Source organism: Cyanobium sp. NIVA-CYA 375 (assembly GCF_056108345.1).
Genome location: NZ_JBSYHW010000436.1, coordinates 1 through 524 on the forward strand (window position 1 = coordinate 1; position 524 = coordinate 524).

At 65.8% G+C, this 524-nt stretch carries 1 protein-coding gene; it reads right to left on the reverse strand.

Features of this window, described 5'->3' with window-relative positions:
• Positions 1-336: hypothetical protein (locus tag AC01FP_RS19000; protein ID WP_474482527.1), on the reverse strand; the 336-nt coding region annotated here is incomplete at its 3' end.
• Positions 337-524 lie beyond the last annotated feature (188 nt).

Below are 524 nucleotides of genomic sequence, written 5' to 3' on the forward strand. Positions count from 1 at the left end.
CTCCTGCCTTTCGGTGCGGGCCTGGCCGTTCCGGTTCGGGTCAAGCGCAAACCCGCGATTGCCGGCTTGCTGGCGCTGTTCGGTTCGCTGGGGACGGGCCTGGACCTGCTGGGCCTGCGGCGGGGCCGTCATCACCGGGGCAGCTCTCTGCTGCGACGAGCGTTCCTGCCTGGCCGGGCGGCTGGCTTCGGGGCGGAAGCTGCGCGCCTCGCGAGGTGCCTGGCGCTCGAACCGTGGCCGTTCGGCCCGCTCGCGCTCCTGCGCGGCAGCGGTGGTCGGTATGGCAGTGAGCGCCAACATGCCGGCAAGGGCCGAAAGTGCGCTTCCCTTCAACAATGCATTCATGATCTTCATCGTGGTCTCCGTCCGTTGAGGACGCCGCGCCCACCAATTGCGGCCCCTGTGGATGGAAACGGACTAGACCGATTCGAATGAGCGGTATCTGAACCGGATGATAGGCTCACCGTTCAGGTTGGAGGCTGTCTTGGTGAATGGGGTCGCGAATTGACTCAGATACGGCAGTG